The organism is Pseudoalteromonas sp. S16_S37, from assembly GCF_014694405.1.
Classification (GTDB): Bacteria; Pseudomonadota; Gammaproteobacteria; order Enterobacterales; family Alteromonadaceae; genus Pseudoalteromonas.
In genome coordinates this window covers 20786-45099 of the sequence record NZ_JAAUWV010000037.1, presented here as the reverse complement: position 1 = coordinate 45099, position 24314 = coordinate 20786, and the positions used below count along the sequence as shown (strand labels likewise).

Annotated in this window: 20 protein-coding genes; 12 read left to right on the top strand and 8 right to left on the bottom strand. The window is 42.7% G+C overall.

The window, feature by feature from the left end; all coding sequences use genetic code 11:
• Positions 1-613: 613 nt before the first annotated feature.
• Genes edd through gap form a run of 3 tightly spaced genes read left to right on the top strand, consistent with a single transcriptional unit; the run spans position 614 to position 4136 of the window.
• Positions 614-2467, top strand: coding sequence for a phosphogluconate dehydratase (gene edd / locus HC733_RS15350; protein WP_190365889.1), 1854 nt, complete (start codon positions 614-616; stop codon positions 2465-2467).
• 26 nt (positions 2468-2493) lie between these two features.
• Positions 2494-3114 (top strand): bifunctional 4-hydroxy-2-oxoglutarate aldolase/2-dehydro-3-deoxy-phosphogluconate aldolase, encoded by a 621-nt coding sequence (gene eda, locus HC733_RS15345; RefSeq protein WP_190365888.1) that lies wholly within the window; start codon positions 2494-2496, stop codon positions 3112-3114.
• A 17-nt stretch (positions 3115-3131) separates the two neighbouring features.
• A complete protein-coding gene (gene gap, locus HC733_RS15340; protein WP_190365887.1) occupies positions 3132-4136 on the top strand; it encodes a type I glyceraldehyde-3-phosphate dehydrogenase in 1005 nt (334 codons plus the stop codon).
• A 99-nt stretch (positions 4137-4235) separates the two neighbouring features.
• Here gap and rnt read toward each other — a convergent pair whose 3' ends face one another.
• Positions 4236-4910 (bottom strand): ribonuclease T, encoded by a 675-nt coding sequence (gene rnt, locus HC733_RS15335; protein ID WP_190365886.1) that lies wholly within the window; start codon positions 4908-4910, stop codon positions 4236-4238.
• A 204-nt stretch (positions 4911-5114) separates the two neighbouring features.
• On the opposite strand from rnt, the gene HC733_RS15330 reads away from it, so the two are divergent.
• Positions 5115-5945: a flagellar protein MotY gene (locus HC733_RS15330; protein WP_190365894.1), complete on the top strand. Its 831-nt coding sequence runs from the start codon at positions 5115-5117 to the stop codon at positions 5943-5945.
• An 80-nt stretch (positions 5946-6025) separates the two neighbouring features.
• Here HC733_RS15330 and mnmC read toward each other — a convergent pair whose 3' ends face one another.
• Positions 6026-8011 carry a bifunctional tRNA (5-methylaminomethyl-2-thiouridine)(34)-methyltransferase MnmD/FAD-dependent 5-carboxymethylaminomethyl-2-thiouridine(34) oxidoreductase MnmC gene (gene mnmC / locus HC733_RS15325; protein WP_190365885.1) on the bottom strand — a complete coding sequence of 662 codons (1986 nt, stop codon included), beginning with the start codon at positions 8009-8011 and terminating at the stop codon, positions 6026-6028.
• Between the two features lie 178 nt (positions 8012-8189).
• Between mnmC and fabB the strand changes: the two genes are divergently transcribed.
• Positions 8190-9404: a beta-ketoacyl-ACP synthase I gene (gene fabB, locus HC733_RS15320; RefSeq protein WP_190365884.1), complete on the top strand. Its 1215-nt coding sequence runs from the start codon at positions 8190-8192 to the stop codon at positions 9402-9404.
• A gap of 120 nt (positions 9405-9524) precedes the next feature.
• Here the strand turns inward: fabB and smpB are convergent, their stop codons facing one another.
• Complete coding sequence (gene smpB / locus HC733_RS15315) at positions 9525-10007, bottom strand: SsrA-binding protein SmpB (protein WP_190365883.1); 483 nt, start codon at positions 10005-10007, stop codon at positions 9525-9527.
• Between the two features lie 140 nt (positions 10008-10147).
• On the opposite strand from smpB, the gene HC733_RS15310 reads away from it, so the two are divergent.
• Positions 10148-10582 carry a type II toxin-antitoxin system RatA family toxin gene (locus HC733_RS15310; protein WP_190365882.1) on the top strand — a complete coding sequence of 145 codons (435 nt, stop codon included), beginning with the start codon at positions 10148-10150 and terminating at the stop codon, positions 10580-10582.
• Positions 10582-10902: an RnfH family protein gene (locus HC733_RS15305; protein ID WP_190365881.1), complete on the top strand. Its 321-nt coding sequence runs from the start codon at positions 10582-10584 to the stop codon at positions 10900-10902. Before HC733_RS15310 ends, HC733_RS15305 begins: the two co-directional genes overlap by 1 nt.
• A 66-nt stretch (positions 10903-10968) precedes the next feature.
• Here HC733_RS15305 and HC733_RS15300 read toward each other — a convergent pair whose 3' ends face one another.
• Positions 10969-11328: an outer membrane protein assembly factor BamE gene (locus tag HC733_RS15300; RefSeq protein WP_190365880.1), complete on the bottom strand. Its 360-nt coding sequence runs from the start codon at positions 11326-11328 to the stop codon at positions 10969-10971.
• 85 nt (positions 11329-11413) lie between these two features.
• Here HC733_RS15300 and HC733_RS15295 point away from each other — a divergent pair, with 85 nt between their 5' ends.
• Positions 11414-11770, top strand: a complete 357-nt coding sequence (locus tag HC733_RS15295; protein WP_238937571.1) for a GIY-YIG nuclease family protein — start codon at positions 11414-11416, stop codon at positions 11768-11770.
• Here HC733_RS15295 and HC733_RS15290 read toward each other — a convergent pair.
• The 4 genes from HC733_RS15290 to ilvC form a co-directional block, all read right to left on the bottom strand.
• Positions 11698-12636, bottom strand: a complete 939-nt coding sequence (locus tag HC733_RS15290) for a M28 family peptidase (RefSeq protein WP_238937570.1) — start codon at positions 12634-12636, stop codon at positions 11698-11700. The two genes, HC733_RS15295 and HC733_RS15290, sit on opposite strands and share 73 nt — an antisense overlap.
• Positions 12578-13756 carry a tetratricopeptide repeat protein gene (locus tag HC733_RS15285; RefSeq protein WP_190365879.1) on the bottom strand — a complete coding sequence of 393 codons (1179 nt, stop codon included), beginning with the start codon at positions 13754-13756 and terminating at the stop codon, positions 12578-12580. Before HC733_RS15285 ends, HC733_RS15290 begins: the two co-directional genes overlap by 59 nt.
• Positions 13757-13941: 185 nt before the next feature.
• Positions 13942-15855: a methyl-accepting chemotaxis protein gene (locus tag HC733_RS15280; RefSeq protein ID WP_190365878.1), complete on the bottom strand. Its 1914-nt coding sequence runs from the start codon at positions 15853-15855 to the stop codon at positions 13942-13944.
• Positions 15856-16151: 296 nt separating this feature from the next.
• Positions 16152-17624 (bottom strand): ketol-acid reductoisomerase, encoded by a 1473-nt coding sequence (gene ilvC / locus HC733_RS15275; protein ID WP_190365877.1) that lies wholly within the window; start codon positions 17622-17624, stop codon positions 16152-16154.
• 123 nt (positions 17625-17747) lie between these two features.
• Here ilvC and ilvY point away from each other — a divergent pair, with 123 nt between their 5' ends.
• The 4 genes from ilvY to HC733_RS15255 all read left to right on the top strand — a co-directional run bounded on the left by ilvY (position 17748) and on the right by HC733_RS15255 (position 24258).
• Entirely contained in the window at positions 17748-18662 is a 915-nt protein-coding gene (gene ilvY / locus HC733_RS15270) for an HTH-type transcriptional activator IlvY (protein WP_190365876.1), read from the top strand.
• Between the two features lie 282 nt (positions 18663-18944).
• Positions 18945-20684, top strand: a complete 1740-nt coding sequence (locus HC733_RS15265; protein WP_190365875.1) for a DUF4856 domain-containing protein — start codon at positions 18945-18947, stop codon at positions 20682-20684.
• Positions 20685-20771: 87 nt separating this feature from the next.
• Positions 20772-22040 carry an imelysin family protein gene (locus HC733_RS15260; RefSeq protein ID WP_190365874.1) on the top strand — a complete coding sequence of 423 codons (1269 nt, stop codon included), beginning with the start codon at positions 20772-20774 and terminating at the stop codon, positions 22038-22040.
• Positions 22033-24258 (top strand): TonB-dependent receptor family protein, encoded by a 2226-nt coding sequence (locus HC733_RS15255; RefSeq protein WP_190365873.1) that lies wholly within the window; start codon positions 22033-22035, stop codon positions 24256-24258. Before HC733_RS15260 ends, HC733_RS15255 begins: the two co-directional genes overlap by 8 nt.
• The last annotated feature ends 56 nt before the right edge of the window (positions 24259-24314 follow it).

The window sequence follows — 24314 nt, the reverse complement described above, 5'->3', positions numbered from 1 at the left end:
TTCAGAATGACGAGATAGTTTCAGAATGACGAGATAGTTTCAGAATGACGAGATAGTTTCAGAATGACGAGATAGTTTCAGAATGACGAGATAGTTTCAGAATGACGAGATAGTTTCAGAATGACGAGATAGTTTCAGAATGACGAGATAGACTCAAAAATATAAGTTTAATAAGTGACAGCCGTGTCCAAACTCGTCTTCCTGACGAAGGTCAGGATCTTTTCTAGCCAATACAAATTTGCTAGACAGCAATTACGCACTGCGATAACCATCCACAGTAAACTCTCGGTTACACTCTTTTTTTCGTAACTTTCTCGTTCTCAAAATAATTCTTCTAAAGCGACCAAATTGTTCGCATTTTTATTCCAAACCCCGGTTTTGTTCATTATTTGGTCATTTATGATTTTTAGACTAAATTTATGAGTAAAGGTTGACACCGGTGTCACGGTTATGCGTTAATGCAGTGACACCGGTGTCAGGTTGAGGTGAGAGACAACCTGATAGCGTACCTTTGAACGGGTAAATCAAAATGTGCTCAGTGCAAGATTGGAGTGGAGTCTTTGGTCGCGCTGAGCCTTTTTCCTCTAACCTATATAGAGAATGAGTCGAATATATGTTGCATCCTCGAGTAAAAGAAGTCACCGAACGTGTTATTGAACGTAGTCAGCAAACGCGTCACGCCTATTTAGACCGCATCAATAAAGCAAAAAAACAAACGCGAGTTCGATCAGGCCTTGGATGCGGCAACATCGCCCACGTAATGGCGGCATGTTCAAGTGCCGACAAAGCACGTTTAAAAGCGGATGAGCAACCAAATTTAGCAATTATCAATTCTTACAACGACATGTTGTCTGCTCATGTACCTTACAAAGAGTATCCAGATTTAATTAAGCAAATTGCGCAAAAGTATGATGCCACGGCACAAGTAGCAGGCGGTGTGCCTGCAATGTGTGATGGTGTTACTCAGGGGCGTGATGGCATGGAGTTATCGCTGTTTTCACGTGATGTGATAGCGATGTCTACCGCTGTAGCGCTATCTCATGATGTGTTTGATGGCGTATTTTGTTTAGGTGTATGTGACAAAATTGTCCCAGGGTTATTAATTGGCGCTTTATCATTTGGTCATTTGCCGATTTATTTCTTACCTGCAGGGCCAATGCAATCAGGTATTCCTAACAAAGAAAAAGCGCGTGTACGTCAAAAGTTTGCCCAAGGTTTAGTGAGTCGTGAAGAGCTACTCGAAGCAGAAAGTGCCTCTTATCATAGTGCAGGTACGTGTACTTTTTACGGTACTGCTAACTCAAACCAAATGTTGATGGAAATTATGGGTCTACACCTACCGGGTAGCTCATTTATCAACCCTTACACAGAGTTGCGAGACGGTCTAACGGGTAATGCCGTTGAGCGTATGTTGCAGCAACTGATTCAGAGCAAAGATGCTAACTGTTTGGCTGATGTGGTGAGTGAAAAAACCATTATTAATGGTTTAGTTGGCTTGTTGGCCACAGGTGGTTCTACTAACCATGCGATTCACTTAGTTGCGATGGCAAAAGCAGCGGGCGTTAAAATTACTTGGAAAGACATGGCTGACTTATCAGAAGTTGTGCCACTACTTACGCGTATTTATCCAAATGGCTCTGCTGACGTGAATCATTTTCAAGCCGCAGGCGGCATGGGTTTCTTAATGCGTGAGCTAAGAGATGCAGGTTACTTGCACAACGATGTGAAAACCATTGTGGGTGAGGGTTTAGATGCGTACACCCAAGAGCCAGTATTAGCCAATGATGCCAGTTTAATAATGACTGACAGCCAAGGTCCAAGCAAAGTTAAGTGGGTACCGTGTCCAGAAAAATCACTTGATGAAGAAGTGCTTCGTCCAGTGAGTAACCCATTTAGCAAGCAAGGCGGTTTGCAGCTACTAACTGGTAACTTAGGTAAAGCGGTTATCAAGGTATCGGCTGTACAAGAGCAGCACCGTGTAGTCGTTGCGCCTGCAAAAGTATTTAGCTCACAAAGCCAGTTACAAGACGCGTTTGCCAATGGCGAATTAAACCAAGACTTTATTGCCGTGCTTAAAGAGCAAGGTCCGAAAGCCAAAGGGATGCCAGAGCTGCATAAGTTAACGCCAGTAATGGCAACATTACAAGATCAGGGCTTTAAAGTGGCCATTGTGACTGATGGTCGTATGTCTGGTGCGTCAGGTAAAGTACCTGCGGCCATTCACTTAGCCCCTGAAGCCGTAGAAGGCGGCATTATTGCCAAAATTCAAGATGGCGATTTGATCACCTTAGATGCGCCTGCTGGTGTTTTAAAAGTGCATGTGTCTGATGAAGAGCTGGCAAATCGTGAAGCGCGATTAACACAACCAGAAATGACGTATGGCACAGGCCGTGAGTTGTTTGCCGGATTTAGAAATATTGTAAGCAGTGCAGACTTAGGCGCTAGCGCCTTTGGTATTGAAGAATAATAAGTGCATTGGGAATGAGGAAGGTTATGAGCATAGAAAAGATTTTATCATCGGCACCCGTGGTTCCTGTCGTTGTTATCGACAACTTAGAAGATGCCGCGCCGCTTGCACAAGCACTCTATAACGGGGGCTTGAAAGCATTAGAGATCACCTTGCGCACACCTGTTGCAGCGCAAGCAGTAAAAATTATGAAAGAGACCGTGCCTGACGCCTACGTTGGCACGGGTACTGTTATTGACAGAGCAACCTTTGACGCCTCTGTGGCAGCAGGCGCTGACTTTATGGTCAGCCCAGGTGTAAACGATGAGTTGTTGGCACTGGCCAAAGAGTCTGACATCCCATTTTTACCGGGCGCAGCAACACCGAGCGAAGTGATGAAGCTAGCAGCTGCAGGTTTCAAATATTTGAAGTTTTTCCCAGCAGAAGCCGCCGGTGGTGCGCCAATGCTGAAATCAATCGGTGGTCCATTACCAGATATCACCTTTTGTCCAACTGGGGGAATCACCCTAGAAAGCGCACCTAAGTACTTGGCGCTTAAGAATGTAATTTGTGTTGGCGGCACCTGGATGTTAGATAAACAGCTTATCGCTAACAAAGACTGGCAAGCCATTGAAGCGCTTGCAAAACAAGCAAGTGAAGTTAAATAATCAAGGGGAATCGCAGCATGATCAACATCGCAATTAATGGCTATGGCCGCATCGGCCGCAATGTTTTACGAGCGCTTTATGAGTATGGCCAAAACGAACAAGTCAAAGTGGTTGCTATTAACGACTTAGCACCAGCAAACGTTAACGCGCACCTAACACAGTTTGATTCTGTGCATGGTCGCTTTAACCAAACGGTTAGCCTCAAGGACAATACTTTAGTCGTTGGCAATGATGAAATTACGCTCACACAAGAGCGTGACCCAGCTAACTTACCTTGGAAAGAACTGAACGTTGATATCGTGCTTGAGTGTACTGGCTTGTTCACTTCGCGTGAAGATGCAGCTAAGCACATCGAAGCGGGCGCTAAAAAAGTAATCGTATCAGCACCTGGTACGGATATGGATGCAACGGTAGTTCACGGCGTGAACAGCGATGTACTTAATGCACAAAGCAACATCATTTCTAATGCGTCTTGTACTACTAACTGTTTAGCGCCAATTGCAAAAGCGTTGAATGATACCATTGGTATCGAGCAAGGTAGCATGACCACTATTCACGCTTATACTAACGATCAAAACTTATGTGATGTTTATCACAAAGATTTATACCGTGCGCGTAGTGCAACTCAGTCAATGATCCCAACTAAAACTGGCGCTGCAAAAGCTGTGGGTTTAGTATTACCTGAGCTTGCAGGTAAATTAGATGGTATGGCTGTTCGCGTACCTACGATAAACGTATCGTTAGTTGATTTAACCTTTATCGCTAAGCGCGACACTACAACTGAAGAAGTTAATCAAGTGATTAAAGCGGCTTCTGAAGGCGCTATGGCGGGTATTCTTGAATACAATGAGCTACCACTTGTTTCTATCGACTTTAACCACAACCCAGCGTCATCTGTATTTGACGCATCGCAAACTAAAGCGGATGGCAAATTGGTTAAAGTAATGGCATGGTACGACAACGAATGGGGCTTCTCAAATCGTATGATCGACCAAGTGAAAGCACTGGGTCAGTTTTTATAATTTTTAGAACGCCAGTTAATGATAAAAAAGCCGCTTAATCGCGGCTTTTTCGTTTTAAATAGCTAACAGCTATGCACCGCTATCAGCGGGTTAGCAAGCTTAGTCTTGAGCTTGCTCTGGTACTTCTTGAGGCGCTTGCGCTTTTGGAGGCAAAGGCCAGCCGCCTAATTCTTGCCATCTATTCACAATGTAACAAAATAGCTCTGCGGTCCGCTCAGTGTCGTAAAGTGCTGAGTGGGCTTGGCTGTTATCAAATTCAATTCCAGCTGTACGACACGCTTTTGCAAGTACCGTTTGGCCTAACGCAAGGCCTGCCAGTGATGTGGTATCAAAGCTGACAAACGGGTGAAATGGCGTTCTTTTAATGCTGTTGCGTTCAATCGCTGCATTTAAAAAGCCGTGATCGAATGCTGCATTATGGGCTACCACCACTGAGCGTGAGCAGCCAGCCGCTTTTTGTGCCTTTCTAACCATTTTACATATTTCTTTGATGGCGTCTGCTTCTGCAACTGCGCCTCGAAGTGGTGAAAAAGGGTCTATCCCGTTGAATTCAATGGCAGATTGCTCAATGTTGGCACCTTCGAAAGGCGCAACGTGAAAATGTAGGGTTTGATCTAGAGTGAAGATCCCCTCACTATCCATTTTTAAAGTGGTTACCGCGATTTCCAACAAAGCATCGGTATCTTTATTAAAGCCTGCGGTTTCTACGTCGATAACTACAGGAAAGAAGCCACGAAAACGTTGTGAGTATAGAGTTTGCTGTTGATCTGCCATAATCTTATTGATTGCTAAATTTGAACCGCACATTATACAAGTTGCGCACAAATATGCGAATCAGAGTTTACGTAATTTAGGGTTGTTTGGGCATAGTTATTGCAGTGTTTCGTTGGGTAGTGTGGCCATGACAAGAATTTGGCAAAGCGGAGTAGAGCGGTGAGAGTAAGGTTAAGTTTTTTTGGGGCAGCAGTTTTGCTGGCAATGACTGGACAGTCATCCGCTGCAATGCGCCAATACAGTGCTGATGCAGATACGTCCCAGTGGGAGGTTGAAAAAAAGGCACGACTAGAATGCAGTCTAAACCATGAAGTACCTTATTATGGCGAGGCTGTATTTAGCGTTACTGCGAGTAAAAACAAAGACCTTACTTTTAACCTCGATATGGTTGTACGCCCTGAAACTTATGCATTCGCGGGTTTACAGTCAGTACCACCAGTATGGCGGGCGGGCGTTCCTGCGCGTGATATTGGCCGTATGCAGCTATTGAAAAAGTTTGATGGTGAACTCGATAATCGTCTGTCTTGGGAAATGCTCAGTGAGCTTGAAAAAGGCTATTATCCTACTTTTTATTATAAAGATTGGCAGAACAGCCAAGATAAAATAGCAGTTGCTTTGTCTTCGGTGAATTTTCAGCAAGCCTATTGGGCATTTTTACAATGTCGAGATAACTTACTTCCTTATAGTTTCGAAGATATTGCTTTTACGGTGATGAATTATCAGAAAAACTCGAGTGAATTAACTAAATCATCGCGCAAACGTTTAGATATGATAGGCGAGTATTTGAATAACGATCCAAATATCGAATCTATCTATATCTCAGCGTATACAGATAGCCATGGTGGACGTTGGCCAAATATGGAGCTATCGCGTAAACGGGCAAAAGCCATCAAAGATTATATGACCAGTAAAGGTGTTGAAGCCGATAGAATTATCACTGAAGGTTTTGGGGAAAAGCGCCACATAGAGCCAAATAGTAATGCCATTGGCCGACAACGAAACCGCCGTGTGGTTATTCAAATATCCAGGCCATAAATGTTGTACAAATACGCCGCATAAAATTGCGGCGTATTTGTATGTCGTATTCATTAATAAACCAAAGCTCAGGTTAATGGCTAAATATTACTACGAATAAGATCACGTACAATAAAGCGATTTGGGTGAATGGCTTGATGAATTCGCTCACTAAAAGGGCGTGGTTCATTACATAAACTTGCTACCAAATGCTCAGTGGCAAGAGGCGCGCTACATAACCCTCTGGCACCAAACCCAGTGACTATATGTAGCCCTTCAAAAGGTTGTTGTGATTCTCCAAAACCATAATATTTGCCCTTGCGAAGGTTTTTATAAGCACTTGTTAAGTCATGTTGTTCAGGAACTTGCCCTAACATAGGCAGGTGATCGGCAAAGCAGCAGCGTACGGCAGCTTTGGCACCGGTGATGTCTCCTAGGCTTTGTGCAAACTCGGTGTGCGCATAAAACTTATCAAGTTGGGCGCGATTGGTGATATTGTCTTGCTCGGTCACGGCTCTGCTTTTACTATCTTTATCGAAGGTTGCCCCCATGCAGTGCAGGCCATCTAGGGCCGGAGTAAAGTAGCCCTTATGACATAACACGGTTTTTAGCTCAGACGACACATTACCTGCTTGAACGTGAGAAACCTGACCTCTAACCCCTTGTAACCCAATAGATTGAGTTTGTTCAAATCGGTCGCTATGTTCTCCAGCGCATACAAACACCTCGCTAAAAGGACCAAATACTTGATTTTGGCTATGCAACAACCAACCTTCAGGGGATTGTTCTAGGTGTTCAATATCGGTATTAAAGTGTGCTTTACTGCAGCCGGATGCTTGTGCAGCATTAAACACCGCTTGAGTCAGTTGCGCGGGATTAACCCAGCCTGCTTGTTCAATAAATAAACCGCCGTAAGGGAGCGAGGTGCCAGCAACTTCTGTGGCTTGAGATGAGTCTAGTGGTCGAATAAGTGCATCAGGCCATTGCCCTTTGTCGACTAAGGTTTGTTGCTGCGCACCTTTTGACTTATTGACGGCTTGTAATAAAACACCACACCACTGATGAGTAAACTCAAAGCCAAGTTCACGTATGTGTTCATAAAAGCGTTTAGCATACAAAAAGCTGTGCGCGTAAAACTCGCTTTGCGGTGTGCAGTCAGCCTGTAAGTGTGGATAAATGGCACCTTGGCGATTGTGAGATGCCCCTTTTGCTAACGCGTCATCTTGGCAAAATAATGTGCTCTTTATCCTACGTTTACTAAGTTGAAATGCTAGACAAGCCGATGCTACACCACCGCCAATAATAGCAACATTAGTAAGCGTTGAAGGAGTCGTTTGGTAGTATGCCGGAGTGCTCGCGTAGCCATTTGTTTGCGGAAGGTGGCCTGTCACCATTTCTCGTTTACGGCCGTAGCCTTTTACTTTTTGACACACAAACCCTGCCTGTTGCAGGCCACGTCGCACAAACCCAGCAGCAGTAAAAGTGGCAAAGGTTGCATCTTTGCGGCTTAAGTTTGCCATCGCATCAAATAGTGACTGTTGCCACATGTCAGGGTTTTTGCTCGGTGCAAAACCATCTAAAAACCAAGCATCCACGATACCGTTAGACTGACAACTCATTTTGGGAATAGAGTCGTGTACGTCACCAAACCACAAATCTAGCGTGATATTACCATCATCAAACTCCAATCGATGGCATCCAGCTAATGCGATAGGGTATTGCTTACAAAGCTGTTTTGCGTATTGGGCCAAAGTTGGCCAAGCCGCAAGTGCGGTGCGTAAGTCACTATGGCTGATAGGGAACTTTTCGAATGAAATAAAATGGAGTCTAGGCAGTGTATGTGACGTTTTGAGATTGCTGTATTGTTGCCACGTATTGAGAAAGTTTAAGCCAGTGCCAAAACCTGTTTCAGCGATAACAAAGTGGTCCTGATCGTGATTAACTAAACGCTGTTCGATTTTGTTTTGCGTAAAAAACACATAGTGGGACTCGGCTAGTCCATCATCATTGGAAAAATAAACATCGTCGAAGTCATCGGCAACAGGGGTGCCCATTTCATTAAAATGAATTTGTGCGTTTTTAATCATATACAACAGCAATAAAACAAAAATATTTGCTATATTTTACGTGTTTTATTTGTCTAAGTCCGTTGTAATTTTCGCAAAATTAATTCAGAGTACGTGTGTACGCTGGAAAGCTGACCACTTCGTTGTTCATTTCAGCGTAGAATAACCGCAATTAAGTAAAGATTAAGGGAATTTACCCATGAGAAGAGCCGTAATTACGGGGATCGGTGTTGTTTCAAGCATCGGTAACAACAAGCAAGAAGTACTTGAGTCTTTAAAAGCTGGCAAAAGCGGTATTGTATTTAACCAAGAGTTTGCTGACTATAAGCTACGTAGTAATGTTTCGGGCAATCTTAATATTGATGTAACACAATTTGTAGATCGTAAGGCGCATCGCTTTATGGGTGATGCGGCTGCATTTTCTTATATCTCAATGGCTCAAGCGATTGAAGATTCAGGTTTAACAGCAGAACAAATTTCTAACGAGCGCACAGGCCTAATCGTTGGCTCAGGTGGCGGTTCGTCAAAGTATCAAGTCGAAGCGGCTGATATCTTACGTGAAAAGGGCGTAAAACGCGTAGGTCCTTATATGGTGCCTCGTACCATGGCAAGCACAACCTCTGCGTGTTTGGCTACACCTTTTAAAATCAAGGGCGTTAACTATTCGATTAGTTCTGCATGTGCAACGTCAGCACACTGTATCGGTAATGCTGTTGAGCAAATTCAATTAGGCAAACAAGATGTGATCTTCGCAGGTGGTGGTGAAGAGCTACATTGGACTTTAGCTATGGAATTTGACGCAATGGGTGCATTATCAACTAAATATAACGACACACCAGAAAAAGCCTCTCGTACTTATGATGCAAATCGTGATGGATTTGTTATCTCTGGTGGTGGCGGTATTGTTGTAGTTGAAGAGCTAGAGCACGCTTTAGCACGTGGTGCACACATTTATGCTGAAATTGTAGGCTATGGTGCTACTTCTGATGGCTATGACATGGTTGCGCCATCAGGTGAAGGCGCGGTACGCTGTATGAAGCAAGCGCTACAAGGCGTTGAAGGCCCAATTGATTACTTAAATACTCATGGCACGTCAACACCTGTGGGTGATGTGAAAGAGCTTGGCGCAATTCAAGAGCTATTTGGTGATAACTCACCGGCAATTAGTGCAACTAAAGCAATGACGGGTCACGCATTGGGTGCAGCTGGTGTACATGAAGCGATTTTCTCTTTGCTTATGCTTGAGAATAACTTTGTTGCTCCATCAATCAATATTGACGAATTAGATGAACAGGCGAAAGGGCTTGATATTGTGACCGAGCGTCGTGATGTTGAACTTAACACTGTTATGTCTAATAGCTTTGGTTTTGGTGGCACGAACGCTACATTGGTTATGCAAAAATATAAAGGCTAAGACTGTTAGGTTTGTAATGGAGCCTCGCATTGATGCGGGGCTTTTTATTGCCTGAAAATCAGCAAGGGCAATGCCTAGGATAATAAGACGGCATAAAAAAAGCCTCATTGGAGGCTTTTTTTATTTTGATTTGTGCTTCATTAAACGTTCTTTTTCACGAGACCAGTCTTTTTCTTTGGTATCAGCACGTTTGTCATGCATTTTCTTACCTTTAGCCAAGTGAAACTCTAATTTAACCCAGCATTTTTTCCAGTACATTGCAGTTGCAATCAGTGAATAGCCTTCGCGCTCAGTCGCGCCCACAAGGCGGTCAATTTCACGTTTGTTTAATAACAATTTTCGATAGCGCATAGGATCGCAAATAACATGCGTAGAGGCGCTATTCAAAGGTTGAATTTGGCTACCTAGCAGAAAAGCTTCACCGTTTTTTAGGTGAATATAAGTATCAGAGATATTTACCTTACCTTCACGGATACTTTTAACTTCCCAGCCTTGCAGTTCAATGCCAGCTTCAAATTTGTCGTTTAAAAAATACTCGTGACGCGCTTTTTTATTAAGTGCGATAGTATTGCTTGTTGATTTTGATGATTTTTTCTTTGCCATAATGGCCTAGTTTACCTAGAAAAGAGATTAGAAAACAGCGCTTTTTTAATTTTGCGGGTTATTTTCGCTTAGCGCGGTACAGCATACAAGATAAATCTTAAAAAGCTTGCTAAAATCGGCGCAAATGAATTGGAGTAACTATGCCACAAATAGAAAAAAGCGCATTGGTGATGTATAGCACCCAAGAAATGTTTGAATTAGTAAATGATGTAGATGCTTATCCAGCCTTTTTGCCTCATTGTTCAGATGCCAAAATTGTCCAAGCAAGTGAAGATGGAATGACTGCGAGCTTAGAAATATCTAAAGCTGGACTAAAAAAGTGGTTTACCACTAAAAACAGTTTTGATGGTACAACAGTCCATATGCAATTGGTGGATGGCCCTTTTAAATCTTTAACAGGACATTGGCAGTTTACTGAATTGGACGACCAAGCCTGTAAAGTGTGCCTAAAATTAGAATTCGAATTTGCCAGCAAATTGATTGAAATGGCGTTTGGTAAAGTATTTAACGAAGTGGCAAAAAGCATGGTTTCAGCCTTTACGCAAAGGGCTAAAGTTGTTTATGGAGCCAGATAATGATAAAAGTTGAAGTGGTTTATGCATTGCCTCACAAGGCTACCTGTTTGGAAGTAGATGTTGCCGAGGGCACTTCTGCCGAACAAGTCGTAATGCAGTCGGGCATTTTAGATAAGTGTCCAGATATTGATGCGACAAAACTCACACTTGGTATTTGGAATCGTACGGTTAAAAACAATCAGGTGGTCAAAGAGGGCGACAGGATTGAGATATACCGCTCGCTGATAGCGGATCCAAAAGACGCAAGACGAAAGCGAGCCGAAAAAGCCAAAGAAGAAGGGCGTGCTAACAAGGTCACAGGTGGCAGGCCTTTGAGTTAAATGTCTAAAAGATAAATTTTGGACATTAAAAAAGGGCGAAAACGCCCTTTTTTAATGGTGGTTTTACTATTGATCGAGTGGGATATTGAAAGACTCAGGTTGCTCGAAGTCGCCACTGATTTTTTTCAATTTATCGCCATCAAAATGTACGGTAAGAGATTTACGTTGTTCTGATTCGCGATCAATATTAAATACATATGCATAGTGCCATTGCTGGTCGTTAAAAGCGTCTTTGGCGATAGGAGTTCCTAGCACGAACAAAACTTGCTCGCGGGTCATATCGACACGTAGTTTATCTACATCTGACTGCTCTAAAAAGTTACCTTGTGGCACATTGATGCGATATACCCAGCTTGAACAGCCAGAAAGCATCACAGTAATTACAACAGCACTGAGCCATGAGCAAAGGGATTTATTAGACAGCATGTATTTGTGTATCCTTGTTTTATGTTATTTGCATGATACCGATTAAGAGCAGAAGGTAAAGCTTCTTGTCGAACTTCGACCATGCATGATGGAAAAAGTTTCTATTAATGAGAATTTTCAAATGACTGAGCAGCAGATAAGTCAAACTAGTTGGTTTATATATATCGTAGAAACTAGACTTGGGTATTGGTACACGGGGATCACAACCGATGTCGCGGCACGGTTTGCAGCGCATGAGGCAGGCAAAGGCGCAAAAAATCTCAAAGGAAAAGGGCCTTTACGCTTAGTCTTCAGTTATCCAGTTGGCGATAAAAGCCAAGCAAGCAAACTTGAATGGCAAATTAAGCGTTTAACCAAGGCACAAAAAATTCAGCTGGTACAATCGGAAGGGCAGTTCAGTAGCGCGACCATAAAGTCATTGATGAACTTAACAACCTGTTGATACTTATCGAAGTCTATCTCGCTCAATGTATCTTTTACGCTATGGTGGTTTTTATCGCTGCCAGCCCCAAAATACATATAGGGTATGCCTACTTTATGAAATGCGTAATGGTCGCTTGCTCTGAGCCAATCCACTCTATCATTGCCCAATAGGCGGCGCATTCTTTGTGGTGAATTAGCTAACTTCACTTTAAATGTTTCTGGCTTTTTTTTACTGAGCAAATCAGTAAATAGTTGAGCTTGACGAGAGTACATCACATATAAGGTGTTTTTTTGTGCTAAGGCTAGCATATCGAGATTAACATTAAGTGCATATTGCTCTGCGTTGGTTATTTGATCTGCATAGTACTTGGCACCATACAAGCCCTTTTCTTCGGCATCAGTAGCTAATAGCACTATTGGTGAATGTCTATTTACTCCCCTGAGTTTGTCGGCAAGCACCAGCAGTGCAGCCGTGCCAGAGGCATTGTCATTTGCGCCTGCGTAAATTTTACTGCCGCGCTCACCTAGATGATCATAATGTGCTGATACAACAATAGCCTTGCCACAAGGGTTTGCGTTACAAGGAAGCGTGGCTACAACATTATGGCCGAATGCATCTGACGTTAGCCCATTTTTAAATTTAAAGCGCTGATAATTTGCTTGCAAACCAAGTTGAGAAAATCTCTCAAAAATAAACTGAGCACTCAAATTAGGGGTGTCACTGCCAGCTTGTCTGCCGGCATGCTCTGCACTGGTGAGTATGGTAAGATCATGATAAAGCTGTTGCGACATCGCACTAGGCGAAGCGCAACACAATACAGCAAAACTAATTTTTAGCCACAGCTTGAAGCCATTGCAGTTTGCCCTGATAGCGGTGGCGGTCATGTTCAAACTCTGATAGTTGATATGCTTTGTTAAGATAAAGTTTTGCACGCTCTAGGTCATCTCTTAAATAGTATACTTTTGCCATGCCAAAATAACTATCATGAAGTTTGCTATCAAGTTTCTTGGCTTTACGGAAGTAGGATAACGCTTGCTCGTATTGATTGTCATTTATTGCTTCATTGCCCTTTACGATTAAGTAATAAGGGTTGTTACGGCGTTTTTCATCTAGTCTTGCTAGTATGCTGTCGCCCTCATGCTCTCTGTCAGTTAACTTATAAAGTATTGCCAAATTACCAAGCACATTGTTGTTATCTGGGTTTAGTGCTAAAGCTTGTTGATATGCTTGCTCAGCTTGTTGATGAAATCCGGCTAACCTGTATACGATCCCTAAATTACCCCAAGCGCCAGAGTGGTCTGGATCAGCAGTTACGGCCGCTCTAAAGTAGCTGTATGCGGTATCATAATCGCCGTCAACGATAGCCATAGCGCCTTTATTGCTATAAAACATTGACAAAATGCGTTTTTTTGAAATTTTTGAGGTGCTAAAAGCTTGCCTACGACTATTTGGATCGAAGTCGATAACAATTGAGTTTGGGCGAGTATAAAGAATGTGGCTGTTGTCTACGTTTCGATTGGTTTCAGACACGACTAAGTTAACATGTCCGGTTAATAGGCTGTATCCTTGGCTTTGGTCCCAATACTCAGGAATGTGCACTCGTTGAAATTGACCTTTAAACCCTAAATGTTCGGCAAGGCTATATGCCAAAATTGATAAAGATAAGCAATTGGCGTTTAAATTGTAATATGCCTGCGTTGCGGTCAAGTTGGCATTAGATTGGTAGGCAAGGGAAGACTCGCCATTATCTATCAGAAACTGCATGAGCGCTTGGGTTTGCATAAGCTGCGGCGTGCCGTTTTTAAAAAACTCCGTTAATTGAGACTTGATTTTCGAATCAAGACGGAAGATTTCATTTTCTGACTCAACGGGTTTTAAGTTAAAGACAGGATTAATGGCAACGCTTTTGTCCACATTAAAGGTCGATTGGGTACTATTGCAGCCTGCTAACGTTAAGCCACTGAGTACCAGTACACAGCACAACATTCTACTAATTTTTGGCATAATATACTTTCCTGATACTACTACATTCTCAAAGCATAGATGATAATTTGTCGAATTTGGCAAAATAAAAGTTACAAATTATTTCTAGCGCTATGATATTAGACCGACAACAAGGGGGAAAAATTTCGCTGCGATGTGATAAATGTAGTTAAGGATGGCGGCATTATCTGCCGCCGGGAAAGTTATTACTGTTCTTCAAAGCTTGCGACAAGTTTATCGAGAGACTTCGCCGAGTCTGCTAATGCTTGAATGGCTTTTTCAGTATCTAGCTGTGCGTTCATCACTTCATCGCTAATGGTGCTAATGTGCTCAATACTTCGGCCCACATCTGCCACTACGTTACTTTGTTGCTCAGTGGCTGCAGCAATCAAGGTAGTCATGTCGTTTATCTGATTTGCCGTTTCTGTCACATCGCTCATTAGCTCTACAGAGGTTTGCATACTACCCACACAATGCTCAGCTTGTTGTTTTGACTGATTGATTTGATTAACAATGGCGTCGGATGATTGCGTCAGTTCAGTGATTGTCGCCTGGATTTCATCGGTTGATTTAGAAGTTCTGCTGGCAAGCGCACGAACTTCATCAGCAACCACAGCAAAGCCTCTACCATGTTCACCCGCACGAGCGGACTCAATAGCAGCATTCAGGGCAAGCAAGTTGGTTTGTTCAGAAATGCCACGGATCACATCAACAATATTGGCAATTGATTGCGTTTTTTCTGCTAACGTCTCCACTTCATGTGCCATTGCATCAATGTCACAGGCCAGTGTTTGCAATGTGGTTTGACTTTCTTGTACGCGGTGGTGGCTTTGCTCAGAAGAGGCTTTACTTTGCTCCGTCAGCTTTGCTGAGTTATTGGCACTTCCTGCGATTTCCTGCACTGTTGCGCCCATTTGGTTGATGGCTGCAGCAACAGTAATAGTCTGTGATTTTTGGTCATCGAGTGCTTTAGAGTTTTTATGGCTTTGTTCAAACACCTGTTCACTGGCGTTACGAATGTCACGACTCTCATTAGCAACCATTTTAATTGCAGATTCAATCTTAGAAATAAACTCGTTGAAGCCATCAGCCAACGCTTGCAGCTCAGGTTGATTTGAGTTCGGTACACGATAGTGAAGTTTGGCATCACCACTGCCTAGGCGAGCAAATAGCTGCGCCATATTTGATAAAGGAGCGCTGAGGTTTTTAGCCATAATCAGGCTGGCGAAGCTGGCAATTAATGCCGTGATCAACGCGAATAATATAATTTGCCATTGCAAGGCGTTTATTTCGTCAAATACTTCATCAGCAGGCACTTGTGCAATAACATATAAATCGGTTTGCTCGATTGCACTTGCGGCGACAATGGTATCGTTGCCGTTAAGCTTGACGGTATCAACCGAAAAGTTGCTACCATTTAATAAAGCGCGACTGACGTTAGCGCCATAAAAGTCACTAAGATTGGATTTGGCAACTTTTGACGCATCCGGATGTAACTGAACCTGACCTTGTGAATTAACAACATAAACATAGCCTGTTTTCTCTATTCTCATGTTGCTTAGCATACGCTGCATGTCGTCGATGCTTTTTGCAAGGCCAGCTAAACCAATCCCATCGGTTTGCTGGTGGTTAACGAACATTTTTACGTCGCCAGGGGCTTCTTGATAGATGCTAATAGAATAGTCATTACCACTTTGCGTGAAACCAAAAAACCAGCCATCTTGTTGCTGATTTAATACTCTTAGAAAGCCATTTTGATTCCAGTATTGGGCACTTTTACGGTTGGCCCAAGAAGCAGTTACCAAATCATATTGGTTAGCGATACGTTTTAGCTCATCAACGAGTACTGATTCATCTAACTGACCTTGCTTGGCCATATTGAGAATAAACTGGTTACTAGATAATTGCTGAGCTGCACTTTTTAATTGCAGTATTTGTTGCGCAATAGACTTATTTATACTCTCTACCTTGCTAGGGAGTTCTGACTCTAACATCCTTTTTTCAGTCATGGCTTTAGCGCTATAAATCGCTCTTGCACCGATGACACTAGCAACAACTATTGCGATTAAGCTACCAAGTAGGGTGATCCTTTGGGTAATAGATAGGTTATACATCCGCATTTAATTACACTTTTTACCAAACTGAATTAATTATTCTAGCATATTACATAATCAGGTCACATTGTTTCATTTATTCGATAACCGCTCAAAAGTTTGTTAATTAACTTTTTATTATAATTACCTTTCAATTGGTTATATCACTCTAATTTATATTGCTGCACGCATGCTTAGGGCTATATTTGGGCATAGAAAAAGCCCACTGCATGAGCAAATGGGCTTTGGTTTCTAACAAGCGAACTGGTAAAGCAAGCCAGGCGTCGGGCTGACCCTGCTGTGCGCTTGCCTAGGGAGAAGGCCTAAACAATCTTTTTCATCGCAGACATGTAACCGCGCAGCGTTTCACCAATTTTCTCAACTGGGTGATTGCGAATTGCATGGTTTGCTTTGATCAAGGCCTGATTGTCTACATAGTTGTCAGTGCTCTCTAACCCTTTACCAATCACATCAGTGTTAATTTTACTCATAAATGGCTTTAATAGCGGCAAGCACGCATGGTTATATAAATAGCAGCCATACTCAGCGGTATCAGAAATCGTTCTATTCATTTCAAATAGCTTTTTACGTGCAATGGTATTTGCTATCAGTGGTGTTTCGTGTAGTGACTCGTAGTAAGCCGACTCATCGATGATACCTGCCGCAGTCATGGTCTCAAATGCTAACTCTACGCCAGCTTTAACCATAGCAACCATCAAAATGCCTTTATCAAAGAAGGTTTGCTCAGAGATTTCTTCATTGGTATTTTGTTGCTGCTCAAATGCCGTATTAGCGGTGTCGGCGCGCCATGAAAGAAGTTTGGCGTCGTCTTCGGCCCAATCTGCCATCATACCTTTTGAGAATTCGCCGCTGATGATGTCGTCCATATGCTTGTTGTACAAAGGACGCATAATTTGCTTTAGCTCTTCACTTAACTCAAATGCTTTTAATTTAGCTGGGTTTGACAGGCGGTCCATCATATTAGTGATACCACCGTGCTTTAATGCTTCGGTGATCACTTCCCAACCATATTGGATTAACTTTGAGGCGTAACTCGGTTCAATGCCTTGTTCGACCATTTTATCAAAGCAAAGCAATGAACCTGTTTGTAACATGCCGCATAGAATCGTTTGCTCACCCATTAAGTCAGATTTTACTTCAGCAATAAATGAAGAATATAATACGCCCGCTTTGTGACCACCAGTGCCTGCAGCATATGCTTTAGCTTGAGCAAGGCCTTTGCCCTCTGGGTCGTTTTCAGGGTGTACAGCAATTAAAGTTGGTACGCCAAATCCGCGCTTGTATTCTTCACGTACTTCAGTACCAGGGCATTTTGGAGCAACCATGATCACGGTAATGTCTTCGCGTACTTTCATGCCTTCTTCAACAATATTGAAGCCGTGTGAATAGGCAAGTGTTGCACCTTGCTTCATTAATGGCATTATGGCATTCACAACCGCGGTATGTTGTTTATCTGGCGTTAGGTTGAGTACCAAATCTGCACTTGGGATAAGCTGCTCGTAGGTGCCAACAGTAAAACCGTTTTCAGATGCATTTAAATAAGACTGGCGCTTTTCGCTGATTGCAGACTCACGCAGAGCGTAGCTTACGTCTAAACCTGAATCACGTAGGTTTAAGCCTTGGTTTAAACCCTGCGCACCACAGCCTACAATAACGAGTTTTTTACCTTCTAATACTTTAACCCCATCATCAAATTCCCTTGGGTCCATAAATTCGCATTGTGCTAACTGCGCTAGCTGCTCTCTCAAGGGTAATGTATTAAAATAATTCGCCATGATTAGTACCTTTAATAAGTTCACGTTTGTTAGAAATGTTTATGAGTTGAGCATAAGCGCTGTTAATGATTACGTAAAATGATATATTTGAATTACTGTATTTCATTTATTGAAAGATAAGTAATGGATCACAAACAACTTGGTTACTTTTTAACACTTGCGGAAACATTGCACTTTGCTCGAGCCAGCGAACAGTGCCATGTCAGTGCGCCAACGCTAAGTCGGCAAATTAAACAGCTTGAACAAGAACTTGGTACTGAATTGTTTGTTCGCGATAACCGCAGTGTGAAGCTCACCGCGCATGGCAAAGCTTTTGTCGAGTATGCTCAAGCAACGCTTGCGAAATGGCGGCAGTTTAAAAGCCAATGCCAAGATAGCGATGGTCCATTAACAGGTGAGCTAAGTATGTATTGCTCGGTAACGGCAACGTATAGCTTTACTTACGATTTATTTGCGGTATTTCGTAAGCAATATCCTGCTATCGAATTGAACTTAAATACCGGCGATCCTGCCTTTTCAATTCATCATGTACAAACTGGCAAAGAAGATGTTGCGGTAGCAGTTAAGCCAGAAAGTTTGCCGCAAGGTTTGGCATATTTACCATTAGGGCAGTCTGAGCTTGCTATTATTGCTCCAGTAATGGATTGTCCGCTTACTGATCTTATCAATGAATATTATCAAGATGCCACCTTGTGGGAGAGGTTGCCTTTTATCATGCCAGAGCATGGTGTGCTAAAAGAGCGCATAGATGGTTTTTGCGCTGCACAAAGTCTCACGCCGAGGGTATATGCTCATGTTTCAGGTCATGAAGCCATGGTGGCATTGGCCAGCTTAGGTTTTGGTGTGGCTTGTGTACCACAAATTGTTTTAGATCAAAGTCCGTTCGAAAACCAAGTGCAACACTTAGATACCAAAGGTTTACAAGGTCTGGATGCGATTGAAATAGGTTTAATTTGTAAGCAAAAACGACTTCAAGACCCTGTTGTCAGTGCACTTTGGCAATGTGCAACGGAGTTGTTTTCATTAGCCACAATTTAAAAGGTTGTTTCTTTTTTATCAATTATTGAGTCGGTGGTAGCGATGCTATTTTACGTATTCGCTACAAAAGCCAAAGGCCGAAAATGTCCTCATAACCTTTGTTCTGTATGCTTTTCATCGCTAATTATTAAATCGAAAATTTACACTATGACAACAAATAATAAATTGTAAGTGCGTTGTTTATGCTGACAACGCAAATAATATTGATTGTCATTTAGATATGTGTATACTTTACCCCCAGATAAAAAATACAAATTTTAACAATTTCAAAGGAAGTCATTGATGGTTTTACGTAAGTCTCTTCTCGCTACTTCTATTTTGGTTGCAACGCTGGGTTTAACGGCTTGTGGTGGTTCTAGCTCAGGTGGTAACGATTCAAATAAAGGCGACAACGGTACGAAAACACCTACTAACTCTGCGCCTACAGCTATTACTTTGACCGCGCAAGCGCAGATCCATGAAAACGTTGCGGGCCAAGTCATCGGTACATTGGCTGCTACAGATGCAGACTCAGGCGAAACATTTACTTTTGCAACTGCAGATGAACGTTTTGAAATTGATGCTAACTCTTTAAAACTAAAAAGCTCAGCGGTACTTGATTTTGAAACTGAGTCACAGGTGTCGGTAAACGTAACAGTAACAGACAGTGCCAATAATACGTTCTCGCAAGCCGTGACATTTGATGTAACAGACGCGAAAGACTATGACTTCAGAAATGCCCAGTCAGGAAAGTCGAGCGTTTCTTACTCAGGCCAAATTGCGCGTCATGTATTAATTAAAGAATTGTATAACTACATTGGTGGCGATTTAGCGACTGATGCACAAACAATGACGGCCGATTTATTACTTGCCAAGTTGATGCTTTTCTACAAGATGTCAGACGCTGAATATGAAGAGAATGCAGGAAATGTGGCAGTAACGTTCACAGCGAATGCCAAGCAAGTAACGCTTGCAGATATTTCAGGTAGCCATAAAGACCTAAGCGGTAAAATTGCAGGTAATGATGCAACGGGCCAGCATAAAAACTGGAATGATGGCACAAGCTTTGAGGGTTGGGAAGGTCTTACCACGAATACACCTGAAGGCTTGATGAATGCGTTATTTGCACAACTTGTAGAGCGTGTTCAGCAAACGACAGTTTTAACACCAAATGGTAAAGAGATTGAAACACGTTATGTGACGGCTGATGGCGTAGATCTTAAGCAATTAACCCAAAAATTCTTGTACGGTGCTGTTGCATTCTCACAAGGTACTGATGATTACCTTGATAATGCAACTGCAGGCAAAGGTTTGCTGACAAGCAATGTGCTAGGTGAAAAAGCCTATTCAGATCTTGAGCACCAGTGGGACGAAGGTTTTGGTTACTTTGGTGCAGCACGTAACTACGCAAGCTACAGAGATGAAGAAGTGGCAGGTAAAGGCGGCCGTGAAGACTGGCAAGGTCAAAACGATTTTAATGCGGATGGTAAAATCGACTTAAACGCTGAATACAACTTTGGTAACTCGACTAATGCCGCTAAGCGTGACTTAGGCTCAAATGGCGCAACTGATTACAGTAAGGAAGCATTTGATGCATTCTATGCAGGTCGTAAGCTTATTTCTGACAATGCAGGTACTGAGTTAACTGCTGATCAGCTAACAGCGCTTAAAGGCTACGCAGTTGCAGCAACAACGGCTTGGGAAAAATCAATCTCAGCAACGGTTGTTCACTACATTAATGACAGCATCGCTGATCTAGAAGAGATGAAAGCGGGTACATATGATGCTGATAAGTTTGTGACGCTTGCTAAGCATTGGTCGGAAATGAAAGGTTTTGCACTTAACCTGCAGTTCAACCCTGAGTCTGCGTTTAATGTGGCAGCGAACGCGGGCAAATTTGCACAAATGCACACACTAATGGGTAATAAACCAGTTGTAGGTGCTGAGGCAGATATGACGGCTTACATCGCACAGCTTAAACAAGCACGCGATATTTTACAGCAAGTATATAACTTTGATAGTGAAGTCGTTGCCAACTGGTAATACTTTCACGTTGAAAACAGTCAAAAAAGGTTAGCTTTTCGAAGCTAGCCTTTTGTCATATATGAAATCGAATAAAAGAGGCTATTGATGACACCAACATTAAAACCTTTGCTGCTGGCCACGACCTTGGCTGCACTGTTGAGTGGTTGTGGTGAGAGTACCTCAAGTTCCCAAGGCGAGAACTTCTCAAACAACAAAGGGAATGTCACGATTAACTTTGATCAGCAAGCATTGCTGGTAAATTTAACTGACAACGTAATTACCCCCACTTTTGAAGCTTTCGCAAGTAAAGCACAATCACTACCCACTCAAGTTAAAAGCTACTGCGATTTAGAAAGCAGCTATGATGCGAGCATGCAAGATGATGCGGCAAAAGCGGCGAGAGATAACGCCATGCTAGGTGCGCAAAATGCGTGGCGTGAAACCATGATAAGCTGGCAGCATGCAGAACTAATGATAGTGGGCCCGTTGCTTGAAAATGATAAATCGCTACGTAACGACATTTACTCTTGGCCAAATGCCAGTACTTGTAGTGTTGACCAAGACGTGGTGTTTTTTGAGCAGGGCAATATTAATGGTGTTGCTTACAACATCCGTAATCGCTCAGACAAGCGCCGTGGTTTAGACGCGCTGGAATATTTACTGTTCAACGAGAACCTAAACTATAGCTGTTCAAGCATAACGGCTGGCGAAATATTGGCTGATTGGAATACTCGCACAGAACAAACTCGTAAAGTGGCACGTTGTAAGTTTGCAGTTGAAGTAGCAAACGATCTAAGTCATTCAGCGCAAACCTTGCTAATTCAGTGGGGCGGAGAGCAAGGTTACGGTCAAGTGCTAAAAACAGCAGGCCAACCTGGCAACAAGTTTGAGTCAAAAACTAAAGCTATCAATGAGATCTCTGATGCGTTGTTCTATATGACCGAAGAACTTAAAGACTACAAATTGGCAACGCCGCTGGGGTTGTTTGCTAATAGCTGTGGTTTAGAGGCATGCCCAGAAGCTGTGGAATCGGTTTATGCCAAGCACTCAATCGAAAACATTAAAGCGAATATTGCTGCGTTTGAACAATTGTTTTTAGGTGGCAACACTGACGCAACAGCAACAGGTTTTGATGACTTTTTAGATGAGCAACAAGCATCGGATACCAAACAGAAAATGCTACAAGGCATTGCCGACGCTAAGGCCGCGGCCAATGCACTAGAGAGCAACTTGCAAACAGCGCTTATTGAAGATAAAGCTGGTGTTGCAAACACACATGGCAAAGTAAAAACGGTGACCGATCAGCTTAAAAATGACTTTATTAATAAGCTTGCGCTAGAACTTCCAAAAACGTCGGCAGGTGATAATGACTAAGGGACCTTTTATGCAAAAATCTATGTTAGCTCTGGCAGTAGCGATCGCCATGCCAAGTGCATTTGCAGCTGATAATGATGACAACTTAGAGCACATTCAAATCTTGAGTCATTATGACAAACTGCGCACTGAAGCAGGCTCTGCAACCTTGTTAACCGAGGAGCAATTAGCAAAGTATGAGTATGATGATATTCATCGTATTTTAGCCTCGGTGCCAGGTGTGAATATCCGTGAAGAAGATGGTTATGGACTGCGTCCGAACATCGGTTTTCGTGGCGTAACTCCTGAGCGTAGTAAAAAGATAACTATCTTAGAAGACGGTGTGTTAATTGGTCCGTCTCCTTACTCTGCACCCGCTGCATACTACTTTCCAATCACCACGCGTATGACGGCAGTTGAGGTATTTAAAGGCCCAGCTGCTATCAAGTATGGTCCACAGACAGTAGCGGGTACTATCAACTTAGTGACACGTCAGGTACCAGAGTTTACAGAAGGCGGTATTGATGTTGCCGCAGGCACCGATGGTTATCAAAAAGCCCATGGCTATTTTGGTTCGGTTGCTAATAATGTCGGTTTTTTAGTTGAAGGGGTTAACCTTAAAGCCGATGGCTTTAAAGACTTAGATGGCGGTGGTGATACTGGCTTTAATAAAAACGATATTTTAGCCAAGTTTAACTACAAAATGCGTGCCGCAGGGTTTGACCATACGTTTGGGGTGAAGCTGTCCTATTCAGATGAAGAATCGGATGAAACCTATTTAGGCCTTACGGATGCTGATTTTGCAAAAACGCCTTATAGACGTTACGCGGCATCTCAAGACGCATTAATGGATACTAAACATCAACAAGTGATGTTTTCTCATTACTTAGAAAGTGATGATATAAAAGTAACGACACGTATTTATCGTAACGATTATGAACGTGCTTGGCGCAAGCTTAATGGGTTGACTAACACTAGCGGATCATTATCGGCAATTTTAGCTGATCCTAGTTTGTATGCCGATGAGTATGCTGTGATAGCAGGTCAGCAAGATTCAGTGCAAGCGGGTCGCAGTGCTATTTTCTTAACGATGGGCACTAATGACCGCGAATACTTCTCACAAGGTGTTCAAGTTGATGCGTCAGTTAAGTTTCAATTATTTGACTTAGACCATAAATTAGCGGTTGGTGTGCGCTATCATGAAGATGAGATCGAGCGTAAGCACTTTGAGCAAACTTATGCAATGACTGCTGGCAAGGTTGCAGACACTGGTCAAGAGAAAGCATTTACCACGCTTGATATTGAGTCCACCGATGCATGGTCTGTGTATATGGAAGATCAAATTACGCTCGACGCTTTAACACTTGGTGTAGGTGTGCGTGGTGAATTGATGGATATGCACTACCAAAACAACAAAGATGCACTTGATTGGCAAGACAAAACAACTCGCATTTGGTTGCCAGGTGTGAGCGGCTTTTACAAGCTGTCTGAGCAGTCTGGATTGTTGTTTGGTGTACACCAAGGGTTTGTGCCGTTCTCACCTGCGCAGGAAAATGACATCAAGCTTGAGAAGAGCGTAAACTATGAATTTGGTGGCCGTTTTAACGATGGCGTTACCCAGTTAGAACTGGTTAGCTTTTATAATGATTACAGCAACTTAAAAGAAAGTTGTAGTCAATCAAACTGTGGCATTGGCGATCAAATCGACCAAGAGTTTAATGGTGGTGAAGTTGATGTGTATGGTATTGAAGCACAATTTTCACAAAGCTATCCATTAAATCTGCAGTTAGAAATTCCTTATGGCTTTGTGTATACCTACACCAAGAGTGAGTTTCAACATGACTTAGATTCTGAGTTTGCGCAGTGGGGTAGAGTGAAAAAAGGTGACGAGCTACCTTATTTGCCTAACCATCAAGCAACCTTTAATATCGGTTTAGCGGCGCAAAATTGGCAGCTGTCTATGGCCGTAAAATATGTTAGTTCAATGCCAGAAGCAGCCGGCGTGAGTTGGACAAATGCAGACACTGGCAAAGAGACTAAAATTCCTTTGGCTGGTAAAAAAGTGCCTTCGAATATGGTTGTGGACCTGTCGGCTAGTTATGACTTAGGTAACTATGGTCGTATCTATGCAAAAGTAGACAACCTACTGGATGAAACTGAGGTAGTGAGTCGTCGCCCATATGGTGCACGTCCGGGTAAGCCACGTCAGTTTTCGTTGGGGTATAAGTATCAGTTTTAAAATCGATAACTGAATACTTAAAAATAATGAAGGGTCACACGGTTGACCCTTTTTTT